We start from the raw sequence: 21,547 nt of genomic DNA, 5'->3' as shown, positions 1-21,547 counted from the left end.
GTGGTGCCTTCCTCCCCGAGAGTGTTGCCTGCGGGATCGTAGTGACTGCGCGAGCTGATGGTCAGCCCCGCGGGGTACGGTGGCGTGCGACGTTCGGATGAAACCTGACGTGCCAGGATGGCCCCGAAGCGGGCCGAGGACATGGAGGAGCCGTGGCGCTGGCGCTGTACCGCAAGTACCGCCCCCGCACCTTCGCCGAGGTGATCGGGCAGGATCACGTCACCGAGCCGCTGATCCAGGCCCTGAAGAGCGGGCGGCTCAATCACGCGTACCTGTTCTCCGGGCCGCGCGGCTGCGGCAAGACCTCCAGCGCGCGCATCCTGGCCAGGTCGCTGAACTGCGCCAAGGGCCCGACCCCGGACCCGTGCGGCGAGTGCGACTCGTGCCGCGCCCTGGCGCCCGACGGCCCCGGCTCGATCGACGTCATCGAGATCGACGCGGCCAGCCACGGTGGCGTGGACGACGCCCGTGAGCTGCGCGAACGCGCGTTCTTCGCGCCCGCGGTGAGCCGCTACAAGATCTACATCATCGACGAGGCGCACATGGTCTCGTCGGCGGGCTTCAACGCGCTGCTCAAACTCGTCGAGGAGCCCCCGGACTACGTCAAGTTCGTCTTCGCCACCACCGAACCGGAGAAGGTGCTCGGCACCATCCGGTCCCGGACCCACCACTACCCGTTCCGGCTCATCCCGCCGGGCGTGCTCCGGCCGTACCTGGAGCAGCTGTGCGGGTCGGAGGGCGTCACGGTCGAGCCGCAGGTGCTGCCGCTGGTGGTGCGCGCAGGCGGCGGTTCCGCGCGAGACTCGCTGTCCGTGCTCGACCAGCTGATCGCCGGTTCCGGGCCGGAGGGCGTGACGTACGCCCGCGCGGTGGCCCTGCTCGGGGTCACCGACGCCACCCTCATCGACGAGATGCTCGACGCGCTGGTGGCCGGGGACGGTGCCGCCGCGTTCGCGACCATCGACCGGGTCGCCGAGGCCGGGCACGACTCACGCCGCTTCGCCGGTGACCTGCTGGAGCGCCTCCGTGACCTGATCATCCTGCGCCAGGTCCCCGAGGCCACGGGCAGCGGACTGGTGGACGTGCCCGAGGAGCAGCTGACCCGGATGCGCGCCCAGGCCGGGCAGCTCGGCCCGGCGACGCTGTCCCGCTGCGCCGACATCGTGGCCAACGGCCTGGTCGAGATGCGCGGGGCCACCTCACCCCGGCTGCTGCTGGAGCTGATCACCGCGCGCATGCTGCTGCCCGCCGTCGACGACTCGGCCGCCGCCCTGCTGCAGCGCCTGGAGCGGCTGGAGTCCGGCGCCGTCGCGCCCCGGGCCGTCGAGTACAGCCGCCCCGAGCCCACCCCGGCCCAAACCACCCCGGCCCAAACCGCTCCGGCCCAAACCGCTCCGGCCCGCGCCGCGGCGGCCCGCGAGCCGGTTGCCGAGCCCGCGCCGCGCGCCCCCCAGGCCGCCGCGCCCACAGCACCCGCCGCGGCTCCGGTCAGCGCGGTCCCGGCCAGCGCCGCGCCGGTGAGCGCAGTCCCGGTCAGCGCCGCGCCCGTTGCCCACGCCCCGGCGGGGGGCGGCGCGGGCAGCGCGGCCGATGTGCGCCGCTCGTGGGAGGAGATCGTGCGTACGGTCGGCCGCAGCAGCAAGAAGGCGGCGGCCTTCGCCCGGGAGGCGGTCGTGCGCGACATCGACGGCAGCACGCTGGTGCTGCTGTTCAAGCACAAGATCCACGCGACCGGGGTGGAGAACGACCCCGGTCCGCTGCTGGAGGCGGTGCACCAGGTGCTCGGCGGCACCTGGCAGCTGCGCTGCGAGGTCGGCGGAGACCAGCGCGGTGCCGCACCCGGCCGCACCGTCGGCGCGCCGATGACCGCCGCTCCGGCCCGCACCGCCCCGGCTCGCACCGCACCCGTCCCGGCCACCGGCGGCGACGACTGGCCCGCCACCGCCCCGGTCGGCGGAACGGCCCCGGCCGCCGCCGCTCCGGTCAGCGCCCCGGCCGAGCGGCCCGCCGCCGCACCGGCTGCCCCGCGCCGCACCGCGGCCCCGGCGGGCAGGACTGGTCAGGCAGCCGCCACCGGTCGCTCGCAGGCACCCGCCCCAGCCGGTCGCCGGGCCTCGGCTGCCGACGACGGGCCGCCGCTGGACGAGCCGCCGTACGATCCCGAGTTCGACGGACCGCCGCCCGGCGGCCTGCGGGCATACGAGGGCTTCGACCCCGGCGACGAGCCCACCGACGAGGTGGTCGACGCCGCCACTGCCCGGCAGACCACCGAGCAGGCCGCTGTCGACTCCCTACGCCGCAGCTTCAACCTGGAAAAGATCGACTAGTAGGTCGGGCGCGCCCGCCCGAAGCGTTGGCGCGATCTCAGGCAAATGCCGCCATCGGCACCCTGATTCGTGCGGTTTCCGCGAAACCGCACGAGTCAGGGGCGTGCTGCGCCGGTCAGACGACGGCTGGTGCGTTGATCATCCGGGCGAAGTCGTCCTCGGTGCCGCGGAAGGCGTTGATGTCACACGTCTTCTGCCCACCGACGATCCCCCGGCTGCCGAACTGCCAGATCACCGGCGTCCGGTCGCTGTACTTGCGCCAGCCCCGGCCGGTGTTGCCGTCGCGGGCGTCGTACAGGTCCTTGAAGTTCCCGATCCGGTTGGGGCCGTAGTCGCTGGCCCAGAGCGGATCCGCCCCGGCGATACTGTCCCCGTACGACCAGTGCGGCGCGTAGAGCAGGGCCGTCTTGCCCGTGAGCTCCCGCAGCTGCTTGCACATCTCGACCCCGCACCAGGGCTGCACGGTGTCCCAGTCCCAGTGCTCCAGATCGACCTGCCAGAACCAGCCCGGGAAGTCCTGCCAGTCCGGGAACTGCCTGGTCGTCTCGGCGATGGCGAACTCCACCTGGTGGATGATGCCGCCGTGGCCGTTGTTGCCGGGCGTGCGCGGCACCGCGTACGCCCCCAGGAACGGGATGCCCGCGTCCCGGGCCGCCTTGAGTTTCCCGCCGGCCCTGTTGTGGATCGTCTTGGTGCCGTCCGTGACCTTGTGCGTGAAGAACCGGATGCCCTCCTCCGCCGCCGCCCGGACGTGGCTGGGGCGCATCCCGCGGTCGTGGTCGTAGTCCGAGGTGTCCCACCCGAACAGCGTGCTCGCACCCACGACCGGCTCGACCACCACGTTGTGCGGGACCGGCTCCCGGAACAGCTGCGGCGCGCGGGACTCCATCTTGCCCAGCAGGGCCTCGGAGGTGGCGAAGTGAATGTGGTTGTCGTGGCCGGGGATGCCGTGGGTCGGCTCCTGGTACCTGATGTTGAAGCCGTTGTCGGTGTTGAACGGCGTGGTGTGGAACATCTCGACGGTGAGATCCCCGAAGTGTTCGTACAGCCACTTGGCGAGGTCGCGCATCTTGGCGGAGTCGCGACCGTGCAGGCCGAGCTGAGCGGTGCCCGGCCGGGAGTACGTGACGAAGTCGACGGCGGCTGTCTTCGAGTTCCTGTAGATCTGGCCGTTGTGATGGGACCACGTGCCGCCGTCATCCTCATGGGCTCGGTAGGCGGAGCTCACGAACACTCCGTCGGCTTCCGGGTACCACTTGGAGACGAATTCCACGATTTTGGCCCCTACCGGACCGGTCTTTGCCACCCAGTCAGGCGGAAAATTCCACAGTGTGATGGGCATGGTCGCACCCCACTTGCGGAGTCGGGTTGGTGAGTGCCCTATTCGGGCGAGAGATGCGGCACCGATGCCCGGCACGGGCCGGCGTCGCGCTGCACTCCTGGAGGCGCCTCGGGCGTCCCGAGGCAGGCGCAGATACGGTGACAATCAGTGCTGAGCTTATCACGCTCCGAGTAGGAGAATCCTCCACGGCGGATCCGAAAGCGGCAGAGCCCGCACGCTGCCAGTGGCGGCGTACGGGCTCTGCGAGGTCGAACCGGTCAGCGCGTCTCGCCGTCGGCCATCGGGAAGTGGCAGGCGGCCAGGTGGCCCTCGGTGTCGGTGGCCACGTGCCGCACCAGCGGCGGCGGCGTGGTCGCGCAGATCTCCTGCGCCTTCCAGCAGCGGGTACGGAACCGGCAGCCCGACGGCGGGTTGATCGGGCTGGGCACGTCGCCGGTGAGCAGGATGCGTTCACGCTGGTCGCCCGCGCGCCGCTTCGGGTCCGGCACCGGCACCGCCGACAGCAGCGCCGCCGTGTACGGGTGGCGCGGCCGCGAGTACAGCGAGTCCCGATCGGCGATCTCGACGATCTTCCCGAGGTACATGACCGCGACCCGGTCGGAGATGTGGCGCACCACCGACAGGTCGTGCGCGATCACGACGTAGGTCAGGCCGAGCTCCTGCTGCAGGTCCTCCAGCAGGTTGACCACCTGCGCCTGGATGGACACGTCCAGGGCCGACACCGGCTCGTCCGCAATGATCATCTTCGGCTTCAGGGCCAGCGTACGGGCGATGCCGATGCGCTGGCGCTGACCGCCGGAGAACTCGTGCGGGTAGCGGTTGTAGTGCTCCGGGCTGAGGCCGACCAGCTCCAGCAGGTCCTGCACGGCCCTCTTGGTGCCCTGCGGGGTCTTGACGCCCTGGATGTGGAACGGCGCGCCGACGATGGCGCCCACCGTGTGTCGCGGGTTGAGCGACGAGTACGGATCCTGGAAGATCATCTGCAGGTCCCGCCGCAGCGGACGCAGCTTCCCCTGGGACAGGTGCGTGATCTCGCGGCCCTCGAACCGGATGTTGCCGCCGGTCGGCTCGATGAGCCGGGTCAGCAGGCGGCCGGTGGTGGTCTTGCCGCAGCCGGACTCGCCGACCAGGCCCAGGGTCTCGCCGGGCTTGACGTCGAAGTCCAGCCCGTCGACCGCCTGCACCGCGCCGACCTTGCGCCGGAGCAGGCCCTTGGTGATCGGGAAGTGCTTCTGCAGACCGCGCACCGACAGCAGGGCGTCGTTGTTCATCTCGGCACTCATGCCACGCCCTCCAGGTTCGGCTTGATCTCGTTCTGCCAGATCTGACGGCGCTCCTGGGCGGGCAGGTGGCACCGCACGCGGTGCTTGCCGCTGTCCAGCGACAGCAGTTCCGGCACGTCGCGCTGGCTGGCGCCACCGGTACGGTCGGCGAAGGCACAGCGCGGGTGGAAGGCACAGCCCGAGGGCACGTTGATCAGCGACGGCGGGGTGCCCTTGATCGGCAGCAGCCGCTCGGTGACCGGCCGGTCCAGGCGCGGCATCGAGCCGAGCAGACCCCACGTGTACGGGTGCTCCGGCCGCTCGAAGATGTCCTCGGCGCTGCCGTACTCGATGCCCTTGCCGCCGTACATGACCAGGACGTCGTCGGCCAGTTCGGCGGTGACACCCAGGTCGTGCGTGATGATGATCAGCGCGGAGTTGAACTCGCGCTGCAGGTCACGCATCAGGTCCAGGATCTGCGCCTGCACCGTCACGTCGAGCGCCGTGGTGGGCTCGTCGGCGATCAGCAGCTCGGGGTCGCACGACAGCGCCATGGCGATCATCGCCCGCTGCCGCATGCCGCCGGAGAACTGGTGCGGGTGGTCGTCCACGCGCCGGTCCGGCTGCGGGATGCCGACCCGGCCGAGCATGTCGATCGCGTGCTTGCGGGCGACCTTCTTGGACACGTTGTTGTGCACCCGGTACGCCTCGATGATCTGGGCGCCCACGCTGTAGTAGGGGTGCATCGCCGACAGCGGATCCTGGAAGATCATCGCCATCCGCTTGCCGCGCAGCTGGCGCACCTGCTCGCGCGACGAGCTGACCAGTTCCTGGCCGTCGAGCCAGATCTCGCCGGAGATCTTGGCGTTGCCCTGGTGGTAGATGCCGAGGATGCCCAGGCTGGACACGGACTTGCCCGAGCCGGACTCGCCGACGATGCCCAGGGTCTTGCCGCGCTCCAGCGAGAAGGTGAGCCCGTCGACGGACTTGACCACGCCGTCGTCGGTCGGGAAGTGAATCTTCAGATCCCGCAGTTCCAGGAAGGACGTCGCCTCCGCCGAGGGGCGAGGAGAGATCACAGTGTTCATGACAGCCTCACCCGCGGGTCGACCACCGCGTAGAGCAGATCAACGACCAGGTTGGCGACCACGATGAAGAACGCCGCGAGCATGGTGACGCCCATGATGCGCGGGAAGTCCTGCTTGTCGATCGCGTCGATCGTGAAGTGGCCGATACCGTGCAGCGAGAAGGTCTTCTCGGTGAGCACGGCGCCGCCCAGCAGCAGACCCAGGTCCAGGCCGAAGATGGTGATGATGGGGGTCAGCGCGCCACGCAGGCCGTGCTTGACCACGACCGTACGTTCGAGCAGACCCTTGGCGCGGGCGGTGCGGATGTAGTCCTCGCCCATCGTCTCGAGCATGCCCGCCCGCGTGTTGCGGGCGTAGGCGGCGGCGTAGAGGAACGCCAACGTGATCCACGGCAGGATCAGGTTGTACGCCCATTCGCCGGGGTTCTCGGTGATCGGCGTGAAAGCGCCGCCACGCGCGGTCCAGTCGAACGGTCTGCCATAGCTGAACAGGGACAGCGCCAGCGTGCCGGTGAAGAAGATGGGCAGCGAGACACCGGCCAGCGCCGTGCCCATCGCGGCCCGGTCGAAGAGGCTGCCTCTTCGTAGCGCCGACAGGACGCCGGTGGCGACACCGGCCAGGAGCCAGATCAACGCCGCGCCCAGGGCCAGCGACGCCGTCACCGGCAGTCGGTCCATCAGGTCGTCGAAGACCGGACGCTTGGTGATGAACGAGTAGCCGAAGCAGGGCGCGGGGCAGTGCTCCACGGCCGGGCCGTAGTCGTAGTCAGCGCCGACGAAGATCGCCTTCACCCAGCGGCCGTACTGCTCGTACAGCGGGTCGTTGAGGCCGAGTCTCTCCGCCGCCTGCGCCTGCACCTCGGCGGTGGCCCGCGGGCCGACGTAGCGCGCCGCGAAACTCTCCGGGGTCGCACCGGCCAGCCGGGGCAGACCGAAGAAGATCAGGAAGGTCGCGATGCTCACCGCGAAGAGCATGATCGCGCCGCCGAACAGGCGCCGAATGATGTAGTTGACCACGATTGTCGGCCCGGGTGGCCGACCGGACCGGAGCCCGGTCGGCCACCCTACGCCTTCACCTACCTTTGGTTGTTGCCGTCCAGTTGCCTGGTGTGATTACTGCTGCACACCGAGGGCCAGGTAGTCGTACATGCCGAACGACTCGTTGACGAAGACGTTCGTCAGACCCTTGCCGCGGATGGTGAGCGCCTTGGCCCAGACACCCGGCAGGATCACGGCCTCCTCCATGACGCGCTTGTCGACCTGTCCCCAGAGCGCGTCACGCTTCTTGACGTCGGTCTCGAGCAGCGCCCGGTCGATCATCGCGTCGACCTCGGGGATCATGACCGAGATGTTGGACGAGCCACCCGAGTCACGGATGACCCGGCTGTCGACGATCTGCGACAGGAAGCCGAAGCCGTCGTTCCAGTCCGCGCCCCAGCCGTTGGTGGCCATGCCCAGCTTGGCCTCACCGTTGCGGAAGCCCGGCTTGCCCGCGTACAGCGCGAAGTAGTCGCTGGCCGGGTAGCCCTTCAGGGTCAGCTTGATGCCGACGCGGCCCAGGGACTGCTGCAGCGACTCGGCGGTCGCCTGCTCCTTCGGGCGGTCCGAGCGGTACGCCATGTTGACCTCGAAGCCGTCCTTGTGACCGCAGGCCTCGAGCGCGGCCTTGGCCTTGTCGAGGTCACCCTTGTTGTCGGCACCGGCCGACCAGGTCACGTCCTTGATCGCGCCCGGCACCTGCGGCGGCATGAGGCTGGTCGCGATGGCGCCACCGGCCTCCTCACCGTTGTAGGCGGCCTGGTAGCCCGTGCGGTCCGCGGCGTACATGATGGCCTTGCGGCACTCGATGTTGTCCAGCGGCGCCACCTTCGGGTTGATCGAGGTGTACCACAGACGCGCGATCGAGGGGTTGTCCGCGCGGGCCTTCAGGTCCGGGTCGCTCTGGACCTTGCCCAGGGTGGCCGACTGCACACCGGTGCCGGCGACGTCGATCTGCAGGTCACCCGAGATGAGCTGGTTGTCGATGTCGGCGGCCGCGACGCCCAGCTGGACCTCGTAGCGGTCCGGCAGCGCCTTGCGGTTCGGGTCGGTGGCCTGGTCCCAGTTCGGGTTGCGCTTGAGGGAGAAGCTCTTCTCGGCCTCGAACGTGTCGAACATGTACGGGCCGGAGGAGACCACGTGCTCCTTGTACTTCGCGCCGTTGTCCTTGGCCTCCGGAACCGGAATGGTCGAGGGCAGCATGGCGAAGTAGTCGAAGCCACCGAACGCCGTCTTCAGGTGGAAGACGATCGTCAGGTCATCGGGGGTCTCGATGGCCTTGGTGTCGACGCCCTTGCTCTTGTACGGGCCCTTGTACCCGTCCTCGAGCGCCAGGAAGTCGTTGAAGTAGGTCGGGCCGTTGACGAAGACGTCCTTGTCCAGGGACCGCAGGACCGCGTACTTCACGTCCTTGGACGTGATCGCGGTGCCGTCCTCGTACTTCAGGCCGGCGCGCAGCTTGTAGGTCCAGGTCTTGCCGCCGTCGCTGGGCGCGCCCAGGTTCTCGGCGAGGTCCGGCACCAGTTGGCTGCTCTCCGCGCCGGGGCCCGGCTTGAACATGACCAGCGAGCGGCCGTAGAGACGCACGAAGTTCCACGAGTAGCCGTAGTAGGTGTCGCCCGGGTCGAGCGAGTCCCAGTCGGACGAGTGGGCGAGCTTGATCGTGCCGCCCTTCTTGTCGGACGGGTTGAAGACCGCCGTCAGCGCGCCGTTGTAGGCGTCCTTCGCTGCCGGAGTGGTGGGTTCGTCCTTGCTACCGCTGCAGGCTGCTGCCCCCAGCGCGAGTGCGAACGCGGCGACTGAAGCCGCGAGCACCCTTCCCTTCTTCTTCACTTACATTCCTCCCTGGTGGAACGGTTCGCGTCTCGAACCGCTGGAGTGGTGGTCCTGCCGATGGGGCGGGGTCAGCGCTTGCCCTTGGGATCGAGGGCGTCGCGCAGACCGTCGCCGAAGAGGTTGAAGGCCAGTACGGTCACGAAGATCGCCATGCCGGGGAAGAACATGAAGTGCGGCACGTTGTAGTACTCGGTGGCCTTGCCGAGCATGCCGCCCCAGCTCGCGGTCGGCGCCTGGATGCCGACGCCGAGGAACGACAGGCCCGCCTCGAACAGCACGTTCGTCGGGATGGTCAGCGTCGTGTAGATCAGGATCGGCGCGATCAGGTTCGGCAGCATCTCCCGGAACACGATGTACGGCCCCCGGGCGCCGAGGCTGCGCGCCGCGTCGATGAACTCGCGCTCCCGCAGCGACAGCGCCTGACCGCGCACGATGCGCGCGACGTAGGGCCAGTTGAAGAAGCCGATCACGAAGATCAGCATCGCGATGCGCAGGCCGTTGCCGGATAGCCCGAACGCGGTGTCCGGCAGGATGCCGACGATCGCCATCGCGAACACCAGCAGCGGGAACGCCAGGAACAGGTCCATCGCCCGGCTGATCAGGGTGTCCACCCAGCCGCCGAAGAAACCGGCGATGACGCCCAGCGTCGCCCCGATGAACACCGACAGCACGGTCGCCAGGAAGGCGATCAACAGCGAGATCCGCGCGCCGTAGACGACCCGGCTGAACAGGTCACGGCCGTTGAGCGGCTCCATGCCGAACAGGTAGTCCTTGCTGATCCCGCTGTTGGGGAACAGGAAGCCACCCCGCGGCAGGTTGCCCAGCGACGGGTCGAGCAGCGCGGTGTCCTGGTGGAAATCGTTCGGCGGGTGCCCCAGCAGCTTCACGATGAACGGCGCGAAGATCGCCATCAGGATGAGCAGCAGGACCACGACACCGCCGGACATGGCGACCCTGTCCCGCTTGAGGCGAGACCAGGCGATGCGGCCCAGTGATCGGCCTTCGATCGCCTTGGCGGGCGCGGCTTCGGTGCGCACCTCGGTGACAGAGGTGTCGACTGGCGTGGCCATGAGACGGAGCGCCCCTCCCTGCGGACGCCGGTCACGTCACACCGGTTGCGCCTGAGGGGTGGCCGGCTGCCGCGCGACATCCGCTCGGTTGTTACCTAGCGTGACTCGCGCCGCCCGACCCCATCCGCCGTGGGGGGCGATCGGATGACAGGCGACAGCGGTGCCGTGTGGTGCACGCCACCGCGTGATCAGAGCATTCTTCGCGAGTCGTACCGCGTCAAGCTCGGGCCGTGCCTGTAACCAAGTTCAGGCCCGACCGTGATGGTGGCGTTATAAAAACCGGACGCCGGTGACGCAGAAAACAGCAGCTAGACGCCATAGGGACATCGTGCTGCTTGAATATCTGCGGGGCGTGATAGGACGTGAATCAGAGGGTGCGGCGGCCTTCGAAGGCACGACCGAGCGTGATCTCGTCGGCGTACTCAAGATCGCCGCCGACCGGCAGCCCGCTGGCCAGGCGACTGACCGTGATACCCATCGGCTTGACCATCAGCGCCAGGTAGGTGGCGGTGGCCTCACCCTCGGTGTTCGGGTCCGTGGCCAGGATCAGCTCGAGGACCTTCCCGCTGCTCAGCCGGGCCATCAGCTCACGGATGCGCAGGTTGTCGGGGCCGACCCCCTCCAGCGGATTGATCGCCCCGCCGAGCACGTGGTAGCGGCCGCGGAACTCGTTGGTCCGCTCGATGGCCACCACGTCCTTGGGCTCCTCGACGACGCAGATCGCGTCCTCACGGCGACGCGGATCGCGACAGATGCGGCACATGTCCTCTTCTGCCACGTTGTAGCACTGCACGCAGAAGCGCACCTGCTCCTTGACCCGGGTCAACGCCGCGGCCAGCCGCTTGATGTCGGTCGGGTCCGCCGCCAGCACGTGGAAGGCGATGCGCTGGGCGCTCTTCGGGCCCACCCCGGGCAGTCGGCCCAGCTCGTCGATCAGATCCTGGATCGCACCCTCGTACACGGTGGCCGGGCCTAGAAGGGAAGGCCCATGCCGCCGAGACCGGCGGAGAGCGGACCCATCTTCTGCTCGGTGATCTTGCGGACCTCGTCGGCGGCGTTCGTGATCGCCGCGAGGACCAGGTCCTCGAGCGTCTCGACGTCGTCGGGGTCGACGGCCTTCGGGTCGATCGAGACGCGGCGGAACTCGCCGGTGCCGCTGGCGGTGACAGTGACCAGGCCGCCACCCGCGGTGCCGGTGACCTCGGCCTCGGCCAGCGCCGCCTGTGCCTGCTGAAGCTGCCGCTGCAGACCCATCAGCTGCTTCATGTTGGGCTGCTGTCGTCCACCACCCGGGCGCATGCTGTGCTCCTCTGGATCGCCGCCACTGCCGACTCCGACAGCCTAGACCGCACCGCCGACGCTGTCGGCCGCGACCGGGCCCGGACATGGAAGGGCCCCCGTGCACCCGGTATTGCCTGCTTATCCTTGCTGCCTTCCGGCCCTGGGGAGGTTCACAGGGTGCCGCCGCACGGGGGCTCTGTCATGCTACCCGCTGGGTCGGTCGTGCGCGCCGCCACCCCGGTATGTATCCTTCTCCACGGAGGATTCGCCTAGAGGCCTAGGGCGCACGCTTGGAAAGCGTGTTGGGATAAAACCCTCACGAGTTCGAATCTCGTATCCTCCGCTCTCTGCGCAGCAACAGCTGAGGGCCAGCCCTGGTCAAGGGCTGGCCCTCAGCTCGTCTCTGGCCTCAGTTTCGGTCTCGGTCGGCCCTGGACCAGGGCCGGAGCACCGCTCTCGTCGCCGCCCGCGCCTGCCTTCTTGCGCTTCTTCTGCTTCTTCGTCCGCTTCCAGATCACCCCGCCGACCTGGTTGGGGCTGAGCGGCCTACCGGCGGGGGGTGGCGAACACCCAGCCTTCCTCGTTCCAGAGCCGGCACGCCGTCACCCGTTCCTTGTCCTGCGCCTCCCGATGGGCCCGCAGCGGCTCGACCAGTTCGGTGGGCAGACCGACGCGGCGGCGGCCCGCCCGCGACTTCGTCTTGTCCGTGGCGGTATTGGTCTGCTGCTCAATCCGGGCAGCAGCCGGCCGCGAGCCCCGGCTGAGAGCGACCGGAACGGTTCAGCTGAGCATGTGTGAAGTAGCCGCGTTCAGCGCCGATCCGGAACGATTTGTCGGAGGTCAGTCAGCTCCACTCGTGTGCCGTGAGAACTGAGGGGAGTCCAACGTGCCCAGTCCATGGTGGACGTTGAGCGCCCGTTGAGAGACTTCTGGAGGAAGAGATGACTTCGCCGTTCGTCACGCTGCTCGAGGACGAGACCGCCCGGGGATGGCAGGAGATCCACGCCGGCCCCTTCTGGCGCCACCTGACCGAGCACGGCCTGGACCGGGAGCTCTACCGGACCGTCATGGCCCAGCTGTGGCACTACACCCAGCACAACCCGATCAACCAGTCCTTCGCAGCCTGGCGGGTGCCACCCGCGAAGATGGGCCTGCTGCGCTACTGCTTCGAGCACGCCGAGGAGGAGCTCGGCCACGAGAAGATGATCGAGCACGACCTGCGGGCGACGGGCCTGCTGGAGGGCGCCCTGGAGGCCCCGCCGCTGCGCGCCACCACCGCACTGATCGGCTACCTGTACTCGGTGGCGCTGATGAAGGGCGCCACCGCCCGACTCGGCTACTCGTACTGGGCGGAGTCGGTCTACCCGCACATCACCGCGCTGCTCGGCGCGATGCGCACCGACCTCGGCCTCGGCGACCGTGAGATGTCCTTCTTCGTCGCGCACGCCGAGATCGACGCCAAGCACGCCGGCGAGGTGGTCGAGCAGATCGAGCGGTGGGCCGTCACCGACCAGGAGCAGGCCGAGGTGCTGCAGGTGGCCAGGACCTCCCTGTGGCTCACCGGGCAGCTGCTGGACGAGAGTTACCACGCCTGGGCCGCCCGGGCGGTCGCGGCGCGGTGACGAGTCTGCGGTGCCTGCGGGTCGCCCCGGACGGCGATTCCGAGCTGTGGCGGGAGGTGGTCGCCCTGCGGCGGCGGGTCTACGCGAGTCGGCTGGACCTGCCGCTGGAGGTGCTCGAGCACGAGGAGGAGATCGACCGGCACAGCTTCGTCTTCGGACTGCTCGCCGGCGGCCGCCTCACCGCCACCGTCCGCCTCACCCCGGCCACTGCGCCGCGCCTGGAGATGCGTGATCTCGGGGTGCTGCCGGCGGCCGACGACGGGGCGCCGGAGGTCTGCGAGGTGACCCGGTTCGCGGCGGAGGGCGGCGGGCGGCTGTACGGCGCCGCCGTCGTCCACGGCTTCGCCGTGTGGATGCCACGGCATACCCCGGTGCGGCGCTACTACGCCTACTGCCGGCCCGCCGCGGTACGGCACTTCGCCCTTGCCTTCGCGGCGCGGCCGGTCGAGGGGGTGTCCTTCGGGATCAGCGAGCGGGGCGTGGCCGACTACCGGGTGATGGTCGGCACCATGGCCGACTCGGCGGCTCGGACGGCCCACGTCCGTAAGCATTTCGTCGACTTCTCGATTCTCGAACCGGTCAGATAAGCACGGCAGCGGTGGCACCGGACACCCTCGTATCCTCCGCCGGCTCAAGCCTCGCCCCACGGACCAGGGCTCGACTCGTCTGCGGGCGACACCTAGCGTGGGCGTCATGAGCGAGCAGGAGCGCGACGCGGCGCCGCCGCCCTTCGTCTGCCTGGACTGCTACGGCGCGGGCAAGCGGGTGGAGCACCGCCTCATCAGCACCCCGACCGGGACCACCACCCGCGCCCTCTGGATCACCTGCACCTGCCAGTCCCACGCCGGCCAGGTCGTCACCGGCCCCTGACCACCCTTCCCCTCCCGCATCCACCCCTCCCCGCGCCGCACCGCGCCGCCCCGCGGTTGGAGGGCGCGATTTCGGGGAAACAGCACGAATCCTGGGCCCCTTTCCTGCAGTTTCGCCTCGCCACACCTGCGGGCTCGCAGCGGGCCGCATGGACCGAGTACTGGGAAAGTTCCAGGTTTTTTCCGACGGCCGCTTCCTGCTCACCTGACCGTGTTTCAACCGGTTTCAGCGGCATAAAACAGCCCTAAACTGGATAAATATGAGCGAGTCACCTCCGAGAAAACCTCACGGTGAGGTTGCGGTCACGCAAGGTAGTCGTAGGATTGCCGACACGACCTCACCCCCGGTGAGAGTCACTTCACAGGCCGTAGTTTTTGGTAAGGGGACAGCCATGCGCGGATCATTCGCTCTCGCGACCGTCATGATGCTGGGTGGCGCCGCCTGCGCCGCCCAGGCCACCAACGCGACCCACACCGCCCCTCAGCGCGACGCCGTGGTCGCCTCCGTGGCCCAGGGCCCCGACATCGTCGATCTGCAGGGGGTGCGCGGCCTTCGCTTCGGCGCCACCCGCGGCGACCTGGACCAGCGGCTGGACAAGTCCCGCGCGGGCTGCAGCGCCCAGGCCACCGGCATGCCCGAGGGCAGCCTGGTGTTCGGTCCGGACGACCGGCTGACCCTGGTCTGGTTCGACAACCCGCTGCGTACGCCCGAGGGCGTGCACACCGGCAGCAGTGTCACCGCGGTCCGGGCCGCGTACCCGCAGGCCCAGGAGCTGACGGCCCCGACCGGCAGCTACCAGTTCGACGGCCTGCTGGTCACCCAGGGCGACCGCGGCTACCTGTTCCTGCACGACGGCACCTCCGTCCAGAAGGCGATCGCGGGCTACGGCGACTCGCTGCGACAGCTGTTCAATACCGGTTTCGGCGCCTGCTGAGACATCGTGTATTGTCTGCGGCGGTGGTGTGTCCGAGTGGCCTAAGGAGCACGCCTCGAAAGCGTGTGAGGGGGTAACCCCTCCGCGGGTTCAAATCCCGCCGCCACCGCCACGAGAACGCCCGTTGGTTTCCACCGAGGAACCGGCGGGCGTTTTCTGCTGCATGGGAAGATCAGCCCATGAGTACGCATATCGGCGCCAAGCCCGGTGAGATCGCGGAGCGGGTTCTCATGCCCGGCGACCCGCTGCGGGCCAAATGGATCGCGGACAACTACCTCGAGAACGCGAACTGCTACTCGACGGTGCGCAACATGTTCGGCTTCACCGGCACGTACCAGGGGGTGCGGGTGTCGGTGCAGGGTTCCGGCATGGGCATGCCCTCGGCCTCGATCTACGCCCACGAGCTGATCAACGACTACGGCGTGAAGACGCTGATCCGGGTGGGCTCGTGCGGAGCCCTGGCCGAGTCGCTGAACCTGCGCGACGTGGTGGCCGCGATCGGGTCCAGCACCGACTCCAACATGAACCGGATGCGTTTCGACGGCCTGATCGACTACGCCCCGGTGGCCGACTTCGGCCTGCTACGCACGGCGGTGGAGGTGGCCGAGCGGCGCGGCATCACGATGCGGGTCGGCCCGATCCTGGCCGCCGACGCCTTCTACACCGACCGCCCCGACCTGTACGACACGCTCGCCGACTACGGCGTGCTGGCGGTCGAGATGGAGTCGGCGGCGCTGTACACGATCGCGGCCCGCTACGACGCCCGCGCGCTGACCATCCTCACGGTCAGCGACCACATCAAGCGGGGTGAGGCGACCACCGCCCAGGAGCGTGAGCAGACCTTCTCGCAGATGGTCGAGATCGCCCTGGACACCGTCATCGCCTGACGGCCTCGTTCGAGTTGCCAGGCAATCGGGCGTATCTTGCGCCCGCATACGACCGATTGCCCGGCAATTTGAAAGGGCGCCCCCTCCCCGGTGGGGAGAAGGCGCCCTCGGACAGGCCTTTCGGCTACAGCGTGGTGACCTTGAGGTCGGGTGCCGTCAGCACCGGCGAGTCGACGAACACCAGGTCGATCACCGGGTCGGTGAAGAACACCAGCGGGAGCGGGATGTTCGGCGGCAGCGACGTCGGGCTGTAGTCGACCGGGATGAGGCCGAGCAGGTTCCCACGGAACCTGCTCGTGTAGAACTTCACGGTGTCGCCCTTGACCGTCAGCTTCGGCGTGGTCAGCTCCTGGTCGGCGCCGCCCTTGCCGTACACGTGGAGTTTGAAGTCCACGGTGTCCGACTGGCTCATGGAGAACTGCAGCACCTCGACCGTGCCCGACTGGGTCGGCAACTGCACGATCCCGTCGAACACCAGGTTGTACATGGTGACGCGGGTGCCGGTCAGCAGCGAGGCCCGCTCCGCCACCAGCGGCTGACCCTTTGCCGCCTGCAGTCGCTTGGCCGTCGGGGACGGCGTGGGCGTCGGCGAGGTGGGTGCGGGCTCCGACTCGTCCGGAGACGGCTTGGCCGTCGGCGAGCCGGAGGGTTCCGGCGACGCCGACGGCTTCGGTGACGGGGACGCCGACGGTTCCGGAGCCTCGGTCGACGGCGACGGGGACGGCTCGGGCGAATCAGTCGGGCAGGGGGTGGGGCTCGCCGACGGCGACGGAGTGGCCGCCACCCCGAGCAGTTGCCCCATCGTGGTGAGCAGGCCGCCCACCACGGTCCGGACCGGTCCGGCGGCGGCCGCGACCGTGCCGCACTCGGCGGCGCGAGCCGGCTGCTGCGCCACGACCACACCGAGCATGGACGCGGCCAGGGTCGCCACGACGATGCCCATCGCCGCATGGCGGGGGCCGTTGCGGCGGTCGGTGTCGGGGGTCTCCTCCCCGTACGGCTGCCGCTGGGCCGGCACACCGTCGCGCAGCGGGTTGACCGCCGGCGGCAGGGTGTCGGTCATCGGGCCGTCGAGCAGGTCGTTCACGTCGGCGTGGTGCCCGCCGTCGTCGGAGTTCGGCTCGTCGTCGCCCTCAGCCCGGTCGCCCTTGTCCGACGCGGGATTCCAGGCGAAGACGAGGCCGCCGCCGACGATGCCGAAGATCGTGCCGACGAACCAGCCACCCAGGTTGATCGCGATCAGGGAGTAGATCGCGACGAACACGCCGATCAGGCCGTAGAACATCCGCTGCGCCGGCGAGAACCAGGCCAGCAGCCCTGCGACCACGAGGATGAACGGGATCAGCAGGGCCTGCAGGCCGGTGACTCCGACACTGATGGTGGCGCCGTCGAGGGTCATCTTCGTACTGGCCATGATCTCGATGCCGGCCAGGATGAGGAACATGCCGCCCCAGTACGGCCGGCTGCGCCGCCAGGCGTTCAACCGTTGCCACGGGTTCACGGGTGCCTCCAAGGGATGATGGCCGGGGGTGGGCCATGATGACACGCCCCCGGCCAGAACGGCTCGGCCAGTGGTCAGCCGGGGAAGCAGCCGGTCGAGTTGGCCTCGACCGTCAGCGACAGACCGGTCAGGTTGAACGTGCCGGCCTGGGTGCTGCGGGCGACCTGCTTGACGTTGTCGATCTCGGCCTTGTCGGCCTCCTGGCCGAACATGCCCGCGGTGCCGGAGGCCGGGCCGCCGGCGGTGAGCTCGGACGCGTCGGCACCAATGTTGATGTTGGTGAACTCGGCGTCACCGGCCAGGCTGTCCATGCCGATCAGCAGGTTGTGCGCGGTCACCGGGGCCCCGGCCGACCGGCCGGCGCGGATGAACAGCGTGAACGTGCCGAAGGGCAGCGGGGTGGTGACCGACTGGCAGAGGTTGGTCAGCTTCGCGTCCTTGATCGCCGACATGGCGACCGCGTGCGGAGTGCCGTTCTTCTCCACCAGCACGCCGCCGTACTGGCTGAAGCCGTCGGCGCTCAGGTGGTCGGCCGAGATCTTGGCGGTCTGGCCCGAGATGTGGAAAGTCACCGGAACCGCACCCTGCGCCACACCGGCCATGAGGCCCGAGACGGCGATGGTGGCCGGCACCACGACGGCGGCGAAACGCCGCCACCTGGTACGCCCCAGTACCAGATTGCCTTGCGAGTCCTTCACGGGGACCTCCTCGCGTTGGGGGTTTGCCCCGCGGCGCGTCGCCAGCGGGGTTCGTCTGCACCGGCGCGCAGGGGACACCGCGCCCGGGGGTGGGCACGATGTTTCCGGCTTATGACGCGGACCACAAGGGGCTAGCTACCCGTCGGTAACACGCGGTGGCGTGCGAGATCAAGAAATCTCACGCAGAGTCACCGATGTCGAGGCGTTGGCCCGAAGATGTCCGAGTCGCGAATGAGGCTCATCACAGACGGTCGAGATTCACCGCAAGGTAACGGTTTTGTAACGGCAAGGCCGTGATCAGCTGAACGGCCAGGGGCATATCCCCTGGAGGGCGCGGCGGGTCAGCGGCACACAGGTGCGCCCGCCGCGCCCGGCGTACCACCTGCGCCTCACTGGCTGCAGTCGGCACACCCTCGGTCTCAGGGACCATGGGGTGCGAGCCATGGGCCTGAGACCATCATCACCATAAACGGCCTAGTCGACTATGTCTAGACCTGAGGAAGAAGTTGATTCCGGACAAGTGACGGTGATCTACTACTGGGGCGAGCCATGGGAGATGACCGTATGACCGCCAAGTACGAACGGCTGGCGAACGCCATCCGCGAGAGGATTCGCTCGGGAGAGCTGAAGCCCGGAGACAAGCTGCCGTCCATCAGCCAGCTGCGCGAGGAGTACCAGATCAGCTACGGCTCCGTGCGCGGCGCCATGCTGGTGCTCAAGGCGGAGAACCTGATCGAGGGTCGCCAGGGAGACGGAGTCTTCGTCAAGGATCCCAACCGCAAGGACGACTGACCTGCGGTTGCCAAGCACCCGTGCCGCGCTCGCGCGGACGGGCGCTTTTGTGTGCCCGCCGAGCAGGCCATTGATCGGGCACGCGCTGCGGGCCCTCGCCGACCAGGGCTACGACCGCGCCGGCGTGAAAGTGGACTCGGCGAACCCCTTCGGGGCGTTCAGGGTCTACGAGAAAGCCGGGTTCACGTCGCGGCGGCGGTTCGTGCGCTGGGCGCTCGAGGTCTGACGGGCACGATCCGTACAAACGATCAAGGCCGGTTTCCAGAACTGGAAACCGGCCTTGGCCTGCTGGTGCGCCCGAAGGGACTCGAACCCCTAACCTTCTGATCCGTAGTCAGATGCTCTATCCATTGAGCTACGGGCGCTTGCTTGCTGGATCAGCATACACGGCCGGTTTTCCGACCGCGAACGTGGTCCCGCGCGGAGGCTCCGGGATTCGAACCCGGGAGGGGCTTTAAGACCCCAACCGCATTAGCAGTGCGGCGCCATAGACCGAACTAGGCGAAGCCTCCAGTGGTGGACCCACAGGTCTCCCTGTTTGACCACCGACGCACGAGGATACCGTGCCCCCACCGGGTTGAGCAAAGCGACTATCGTGTCGCGCATCGGGGGATCTTTCCCTGTGTGTGCAAACCCATCCCTTCCTCTCACGATCCGAGGGACGCATGCGCAGATCCAACCTGCGCCGACTCGGGTTCGCGACGCTCTCTGTGATCATGGCCACTGCCGCCGTGAGCACCGCCGCGCACGCCGAACCCGACACCGGCACCATCGCAGGACACCTCACCTACCAGGGCGTACCGGTCGTGAACGCGCTGGTCTACGCCATCGGGGCGGGCTCGAACTCGGCGCAGACCGACGCCACCGGCGCCTACAGCATCACCGACCTGCCCCCCGGGGACTATCAGGTCGAGTTCTCCGCCTCGGGTCACCCGACCCAACTGGCGTACGGTGCCACCGACTGGGGCCAGGCGGCCCTGATCCCGGTGACGGCGGGTGCCACCACCACCGTCGACGATTCGCTGCTGCCGTACGGCACCATCAGCGGCCGGTTGGCCGACGGCGACGGCAACGGCGTGGCCGTGTCGGTCGAGGCCCGCTCCGACGACGGGCTCAACTCGTGGGCCTGGGCCTCCGACGGCAACTTCACCCTGGGTGTCTTCCCCGGCACCTACCGGGTCCACTTCATGGTGGAACGCGGCGGCGACCAGTGGGCTTATGGCTCGCGCACCGAGGCGGGCTCGGCCCTGATCGAGGTGGCCGCCGGTCAGACGGTCACGGTGAACGACACGCTGCTGCCCACCGGCAGTGTCGCGGGTCGAATCACCGCCGCCGACGGCACCCCGGCCGCCGGAATCACCGTGGACGTCGTCGCCACCGATGGCGCCTCGGGAGCCTGGCCGGTCACCACGGACGAGAACGGCGAGTATCGGGCCGACCTCGTCTTCGCGGGCGACTGGCGACTGCGGCTGCGCCGCCCCTCCGGGCTGGAGCAGTGGTACCCGAACGTGTGGACCGAGCAGGACGCGGGCACCTTCTCGGTGGCCGCGGGCGCGGTCACCACCATCGACCAGCAGCTGCTGGGCACCGGCTCGATCGCGGGCCGCTACACCGACGCGAACGGGCAGGGCGTCGCCGACGTCTCGCTCAGCGTCTTCGCCTCCAGCGGCGACCAGCTGCCCATCTGGGGCAGCACCGGGTCGGACGGCTCCTACAGCCTCCCGGAGGTGCCCGCGGGCAGCTTCGTGCTGCAGTTCCAGGAGCCTTCCGGCAACCAGCAGTTCTACCGCGGCAAGACCACCTTCGCCGAGGCGGACCGGATCGCCGTGACCAACGGCGTGACGGCGACCGCCGACGACGTGCGGCTGCCGACCGGCAGCCTCACGATCAGCGTCCGCGACGGACTCACCGGCTCGCCGCTGACCGAGTTCAGCGGTGACGTGGCCGGTCGGTCGTTCTCCACCACCACCGGCTCGGCGGTGGTGGAAGACGTACGTATCGGTGCCTACCCCGGTTGGGTCTACGTGGAGGGCTACACCGGCGGTGATTTCACCGCGACGGTCACCGCCGGGCAGAACAGCACGGTGGAGGTGGTGCTGTACCCGTACGCGAAGCTGCGGACGAAGGTGCTCGACCGCCGGACCGGGCGCCCGGTGGCCGACGTCTGCGTCTTCCCGGTCAGGCCCAAGCAGGTGGCGCTCGGCGACGGCTGCGAGCGCACCGACGCCTCGGGCCAGATCGAGCTGCGGCTCAGCGCGGGCAAGTACCAGCTGTTCGCCCTGCCGATCGAGCACAACGGGCTGGGCGCGCAGTGGGTCGGCCCAAACGGCGGCACCGGCCTGCCGCAGGAGGCGAAGACCTTCACCCTGGTGGCGGGCCAGACGAAGACCGTGGCACCGATCCGGCTGGACCGGGCGGGCACCATCACCGGCAAGGTCACCAGCACCACCGGACAGCCCCTCGAGTACGGCTCGGTACGCGTGGTCGACGAGGGCTTCAACGTCGGCGGCGGCTACGGCGGCGAGGCGATCGCCGAGGACGGCACGTACCGGATCGACTGGCTGGGGCCGTACCAGTGGCCGCTGCTGTTCAAGGCACAGGACCACGCGCCGCAGTGGAGCGGACGGGTGGGCAACCGCCTGGACGCGACGACGGTCAAGGTGCAATCCGGCAAGACCACCCGGTACGGCTACCGGATGGCCCCCGGCACCGAGGTCACGGTGCAGATCCCCGGTGTGCTGTACAGCGGTTTCATCGTGATGGAGAACGCGGTCACCGGTGACGTCGCCGGGGGCGGCTGGGCCTGGGTCAGCGACGCCGAGGGCGCCACCTTCCGGGTGCTCGGCCCGCAGAAGGTGAAGGTCCGCTGGGACGACAGCACCGGCTGGCACTGGTACGGCGGCGCCGACCGGGACCACGCCACCGTCCTGTCTGTTCCGAACACCGCGTCCAAGGTGTACGTGCTCGACTGAAGTCTGGTGGATTCACTCGGGGGACGGC

19 protein-coding genes, 4 tRNA genes and 1 other RNA gene are annotated in these 21,547 nt (G+C 69.0%); 11 read left to right on the top strand and 13 right to left on the bottom strand.

Annotation, left to right across the window (positions count from 1 at the left end; all coding sequences use genetic code 11):
* Positions 1-152: 152 nt before the first annotated feature.
* Positions 153-2,327, top strand: a complete 2,175-nt coding sequence (locus KUA19_RS24880) for a DNA polymerase III subunit gamma and tau (protein WP_217399528.1) — start codon at positions 153-155, stop codon at positions 2,325-2,327.
* Positions 2,328-2,442: 115 nt separating this feature from the next.
* On the opposite strand, the gene KUA19_RS24875 is transcribed toward KUA19_RS24880, so the two are convergent.
* The 9 genes from KUA19_RS24875 to ffs all read right to left on the bottom strand — a co-directional run bounded on the left by KUA19_RS24875 (position 2,443) and on the right by ffs (position 11,443).
* Complete coding sequence (locus KUA19_RS24875) at positions 2,443-3,555, bottom strand: glycoside hydrolase family 25 domain-containing protein (RefSeq protein ID WP_217399526.1); 1,113 nt, start codon at positions 3,553-3,555, stop codon at positions 2,443-2,445.
* A gap of 371 nt (positions 3,556-3,926) precedes the next feature.
* The gene (locus KUA19_RS24870; protein WP_217399524.1) at positions 3,927-4,952 is read right to left on the bottom strand and encodes an ABC transporter ATP-binding protein; all 1,026 of its coding nucleotides are present in this window, start codon (positions 4,950-4,952) and stop codon (positions 3,927-3,929) included.
* Positions 4,949-6,019 carry an ABC transporter ATP-binding protein gene (locus KUA19_RS24865; protein WP_217399522.1) on the bottom strand — a complete coding sequence of 357 codons (1,071 nt, stop codon included), beginning with the start codon at positions 6,017-6,019 and terminating at the stop codon, positions 4,949-4,951. The genes KUA19_RS24870 and KUA19_RS24865 overlap by 4 nt, the downstream gene beginning before the upstream one ends.
* Positions 6,016-7,035 (bottom strand): ABC transporter permease, encoded by a 1,020-nt coding sequence (locus tag KUA19_RS24860; RefSeq protein ID WP_217399520.1) that lies wholly within the window; start codon positions 7,033-7,035, stop codon positions 6,016-6,018. The genes KUA19_RS24865 and KUA19_RS24860 overlap by 4 nt, the downstream gene beginning before the upstream one ends.
* Positions 7,036-7,131: 96 nt before the next feature.
* Positions 7,132-8,871 carry an ABC transporter substrate-binding protein gene (locus KUA19_RS24855; RefSeq protein WP_217399518.1) on the bottom strand — a complete coding sequence of 580 codons (1,740 nt, stop codon included), beginning with the start codon at positions 8,869-8,871 and terminating at the stop codon, positions 7,132-7,134.
* 89 nt (positions 8,872-8,960) lie between these two features.
* Entirely contained in the window at positions 8,961-9,962 is a 1,002-nt protein-coding gene (locus KUA19_RS24850) for an ABC transporter permease (RefSeq protein ID WP_217399516.1), read from the bottom strand.
* 367 nt (positions 9,963-10,329) lie between these two features.
* Positions 10,330-10,923, bottom strand: coding sequence for a recombination mediator RecR (gene recR / locus KUA19_RS24845; protein WP_217399514.1), 594 nt, complete (start codon positions 10,921-10,923; stop codon positions 10,330-10,332).
* An 11-nt stretch (positions 10,924-10,934) separates the two neighbouring features.
* Complete coding sequence (locus KUA19_RS24840) at positions 10,935-11,261, bottom strand: YbaB/EbfC family nucleoid-associated protein (RefSeq protein ID WP_217399512.1); 327 nt, start codon at positions 11,259-11,261, stop codon at positions 10,935-10,937.
* Positions 11,262-11,347: 86 nt separating this feature from the next.
* Positions 11,348-11,443, bottom strand: an RNA gene (gene ffs / locus KUA19_RS24835) — signal recognition particle sRNA small type.
* 58 nt (positions 11,444-11,501) lie between these two features.
* Here ffs and KUA19_RS24830 point away from each other — a divergent pair.
* The 7 genes from KUA19_RS24830 to deoD all read left to right on the top strand — a co-directional run bounded on the left by KUA19_RS24830 (position 11,502) and on the right by deoD (position 15,556).
* Positions 11,502-11,586 (top strand) — tRNA-Ser (locus KUA19_RS24830).
* 598 nt (positions 11,587-12,184) lie between these two features.
* A complete protein-coding gene (locus KUA19_RS24825) occupies positions 12,185-12,865 on the top strand; it encodes an iron-containing redox enzyme family protein (protein ID WP_217399509.1) in 681 nt (226 codons plus the stop codon).
* Positions 12,862-13,452, top strand: coding sequence for a hypothetical protein (locus KUA19_RS24820; RefSeq protein WP_217399507.1), 591 nt, complete (start codon positions 12,862-12,864; stop codon positions 13,450-13,452). Before KUA19_RS24825 ends, KUA19_RS24820 begins: the two co-directional genes overlap by 4 nt.
* Before the next feature lie 106 nt (positions 13,453-13,558).
* On the top strand, positions 13,559-13,735 hold the full coding sequence (locus KUA19_RS24815; protein ID WP_217399504.1) for a hypothetical protein: 177 nt from the start codon (positions 13,559-13,561) through the stop codon (positions 13,733-13,735).
* A gap of 391 nt (positions 13,736-14,126) precedes the next feature.
* Positions 14,127-14,669, top strand: coding sequence for a hypothetical protein (locus tag KUA19_RS24810; protein ID WP_254550051.1), 543 nt, complete (start codon positions 14,127-14,129; stop codon positions 14,667-14,669).
* Positions 14,670-14,691: 22 nt separating this feature from the next.
* Positions 14,692-14,781: transfer RNA gene (locus KUA19_RS24805), tRNA-Ser, on the top strand.
* Positions 14,782-14,848: 67 nt separating this feature from the next.
* Positions 14,849-15,556: a purine-nucleoside phosphorylase gene (gene deoD / locus KUA19_RS24800; protein ID WP_217399502.1), complete on the top strand. Its 708-nt coding sequence runs from the start codon at positions 14,849-14,851 to the stop codon at positions 15,554-15,556.
* Between the two features lie 124 nt (positions 15,557-15,680).
* On the opposite strand, the gene KUA19_RS24795 is transcribed toward deoD, so the two are convergent.
* Both KUA19_RS24795 and KUA19_RS24790 read right to left on the bottom strand, forming a co-directional pair.
* Positions 15,681-17,057 (bottom strand): DUF6114 domain-containing protein, encoded by a 1,377-nt coding sequence (locus KUA19_RS24795; RefSeq protein WP_217399501.1) that lies wholly within the window; start codon positions 17,055-17,057, stop codon positions 15,681-15,683.
* 74 nt (positions 17,058-17,131) lie between these two features.
* Positions 17,132-17,755 (bottom strand): DUF6230 family protein, encoded by a 624-nt coding sequence (locus KUA19_RS24790; RefSeq protein ID WP_217399500.1) that lies wholly within the window; start codon positions 17,753-17,755, stop codon positions 17,132-17,134.
* A gap of 564 nt (positions 17,756-18,319) precedes the next feature.
* Here KUA19_RS24790 and KUA19_RS24785 point away from each other — a divergent pair.
* Complete coding sequence (locus KUA19_RS24785; protein ID WP_217399499.1) at positions 18,320-18,547, top strand: winged helix-turn-helix domain-containing protein; 228 nt, start codon at positions 18,320-18,322, stop codon at positions 18,545-18,547.
* 70 nt (positions 18,548-18,617) lie between these two features.
* Positions 18,618-18,773: a GNAT family N-acetyltransferase gene (locus tag KUA19_RS24780; RefSeq protein ID WP_217399498.1), complete on the top strand. Its 156-nt coding sequence runs from the start codon at positions 18,618-18,620 to the stop codon at positions 18,771-18,773.
* A gap of 63 nt (positions 18,774-18,836) precedes the next feature.
* Here KUA19_RS24780 and KUA19_RS24775 read toward each other — a convergent pair.
* Both KUA19_RS24775 and KUA19_RS24770 read right to left on the bottom strand, forming a co-directional pair.
* Positions 18,837-18,912, bottom strand: a tRNA-Arg gene (locus KUA19_RS24775).
* A gap of 56 nt (positions 18,913-18,968) precedes the next feature.
* A tRNA-Ser gene (locus KUA19_RS24770) sits at positions 18,969-19,059 on the bottom strand.
* A gap of 153 nt (positions 19,060-19,212) precedes the next feature.
* Here KUA19_RS24770 and KUA19_RS24765 point away from each other — a divergent pair.
* Positions 19,213-21,519: a carboxypeptidase-like regulatory domain-containing protein gene (locus tag KUA19_RS24765; protein WP_217399497.1), complete on the top strand. Its 2,307-nt coding sequence runs from the start codon at positions 19,213-19,215 to the stop codon at positions 21,517-21,519.
* Positions 21,520-21,547 lie beyond the last annotated feature (28 nt).

It is taken from the genome of Catellatospora tritici (genome assembly GCF_019083965.1).
GTDB lineage: Bacteria > Actinomycetota > Actinomycetes > Mycobacteriales > Micromonosporaceae > Catellatospora > Catellatospora tritici.
The sequence above is the reverse complement of the archived record's forward strand: the minus strand, read 5'-3'. Positions and strand labels throughout refer to the sequence as shown.

What these genes read in the sequence shown, in the direction of transcription:
- KUA19_RS24815 (WP_217399504.1), top strand. Translation starts at nt 13,559, where the DNA reads ATGAGCGAGCAGGAGCGCGACGCGGCGCCGCCGCCCTTCGTCTGCCTG.
- deoD (WP_217399502.1), top strand. Translation starts at nt 14,849, where the DNA reads ATGAGTACGCATATCGGCGCCAAGCCCGGTGAGATCGCGGAGCGGGTT.
- KUA19_RS24870 (WP_217399524.1), bottom strand. Translation starts at nt 4,952, where the DNA reads ATGAGTGCCGAGATGAACAACGACGCCCTGCTGTCGGTGCGCGGTCTG.
- KUA19_RS24850 (WP_217399516.1), bottom strand. Translation starts at nt 9,962, where the DNA reads ATGGCCACGCCAGTCGACACCTCTGTCACCGAGGTGCGCACCGAAGCC.
- KUA19_RS24865 (WP_217399522.1), bottom strand. Translation starts at nt 6,019, where the DNA reads ATGAACACTGTGATCTCTCCTCGCCCCTCGGCGGAGGCGACGTCCTTC.
- KUA19_RS24825 (WP_217399509.1), top strand. Translation starts at nt 12,185, where the DNA reads ATGACTTCGCCGTTCGTCACGCTGCTCGAGGACGAGACCGCCCGGGGA.
- KUA19_RS24765 (WP_217399497.1), top strand. Translation starts at nt 19,213, where the DNA reads ATGCGCAGATCCAACCTGCGCCGACTCGGGTTCGCGACGCTCTCTGTG.
- KUA19_RS24810 (WP_254550051.1), top strand. Translation starts at nt 14,127, where the DNA reads ATGCGCGGATCATTCGCTCTCGCGACCGTCATGATGCTGGGTGGCGCC.
- KUA19_RS24785 (WP_217399499.1), top strand. Translation starts at nt 18,320, where the DNA reads ATGACCGCCAAGTACGAACGGCTGGCGAACGCCATCCGCGAGAGGATT.
- KUA19_RS24840 (WP_217399512.1), bottom strand. Translation starts at nt 11,261, where the DNA reads ATGCGCCCGGGTGGTGGACGACAGCAGCCCAACATGAAGCAGCTGATG.